This window comes from uncultured Limnohabitans sp. (assembly GCF_937889215.1).
GTDB lineage: Bacteria > Pseudomonadota > Gammaproteobacteria > Burkholderiales > Burkholderiaceae_C > Limnohabitans_A.
This window is the reverse complement of record NZ_CALBEX010000517.1, coordinates 1-1,534: the sequence shown is the minus strand read 5'-3', so window position 1 is coordinate 1,534 and position 1,534 is coordinate 1. Positions and strand designations below refer to the sequence as shown.

Genomic DNA, 1,534 nt, shown 5'->3' with positions numbered 1-1,534 from the left:
AGATTTTTGGCCAGCAGACCAAAGACCACCAAAAACACCAGGCAAAAAATGTACTTTTGCAGTGGCGTGTCGATCGGCATACCAAACACATTCAGGTCCGTTACCGAGACCGAGCCCGAAGCGTTGTTGTTGGTGAACCAGCCGATGCGCAAGAAGGCCCAGTCGCAAAAGAACTGCGCCGCGAGCGTGGCCACCGCCAAGTACAGGCCCTTCACGCGCAAACTGGGAATACCAAAGAACATGCCGACCAAGGTGGCAAAGAAGCCTCCGGCCAACAAGCCCACGATCAGGGGCATGCCTTCGATGCGTATGTAGGTGTTGTAGGCCATGTAGGCCCCCACAGCCATGAATGCCCCTGAACCCAGGGAAATCTGGCCGCAATAACCCACCAAAATATTCACCCCCAAAGCGGCCAAGGCCAGGATCAAGAAAGGAATCAGGATGGCTCGGAACATGTATTCATCGGCGATGAACGGCACCCCGATGAAGGCAAATGCAATGAAGGCAAGGATGACCCAGCGGTCTTGCGCAATCGCAAAGATCTGCTGGTCGCTGCGGTAAGAGGTCTTGTACTGACCGTTTTCTCTGTAAAACATGTTTTCTCTCCTTACACGCGGTCGATGATTTTTTCGCCGAACAAGCCTTGCGGACGGAACAGCAAGAACACCAGCGCCAGCACATAAGCAAACCAAATCTCGATGCCGCCGCCCACATAGGGGCCCAGGTACACCTCAGACAATTTCTCACCCACGCCAATGATCAGGCCGCCGATGATGGCGCCAGGCACTGAAGTCAGTCCGCCCAAAATGATCACCGGCAAAGCACGCAAAGCCACCGTGGTCAGCGAGAACTGCACGCCCATCTTGGAGCCCCAGATGATGCCGGCCACCAAGGCGGTCAGGCCCGCCACAAACCAGACGATCACCCAAATGCGGTTGAGCGGAATACCGATCGATTGCGCAGCTTGGTGGTCATCGGCCACCGCACGCAAGGCGCGGCCAGTGCCAGTTTTTTGGAAGAACAGCGACAAGACCACCACCAGCAAAGCCGCAATGCACGCGGCATACACATCTTCGAGGTTGACCAACACGCCGCCTTCAAACACGTTCTCGAACAGAAAAATCGGGTCTTTGGGCATGCCCACATCGATTTTGTAAATGTCGCTGCCAAAAATTGTCTGGCCCAAGCCATCCAAAAAGTAGGTGATACCAAGAGTGGCCATGAGCAAAGTCACCCCTTCTTGGTTCACCAAGTGGCGCAACACCAAGCGCTCAATCAGCCAGGCCAGCACGAACATGATGGCTGCGGCCAGCACAAAGGCCACCAAGTTGCCCAAAAACTTGTCTTCAATGCCCAGCCAACCAGGCGCCCATTCCGAAAAACGCGCCATCGCCAAAGCCGCGAACAACACCATTGCGCCTTGCGCAAAGTTGAACACCCCCGAGGCCTTGAAGATCAATACAAAGCCCAGTGCCACCAACGCATACAACATGCCTGCCATCAGGCCACCCAAAAGGGCTTCCAAGAAAAATGC

2 protein-coding genes are annotated in these 1,534 nt (G+C 55.1%); both read right to left on the bottom strand.

Translation table 11 applies throughout. From position 1 onward, the window contains the following. The coding region (locus Q0341_RS13190; RefSeq protein ID WP_299514145.1) for a branched-chain amino acid ABC transporter permease at positions 1-596 on the bottom strand (596 nt) is incomplete at its 3' end. An 11-nt stretch (positions 597-607) separates the two neighbouring features. Beyond that, positions 608-1,534, bottom strand: a 927-nt coding sequence (locus Q0341_RS13185) for a branched-chain amino acid ABC transporter permease (RefSeq protein WP_299514143.1), incomplete at its 5' end; no start/stop codon positions are given.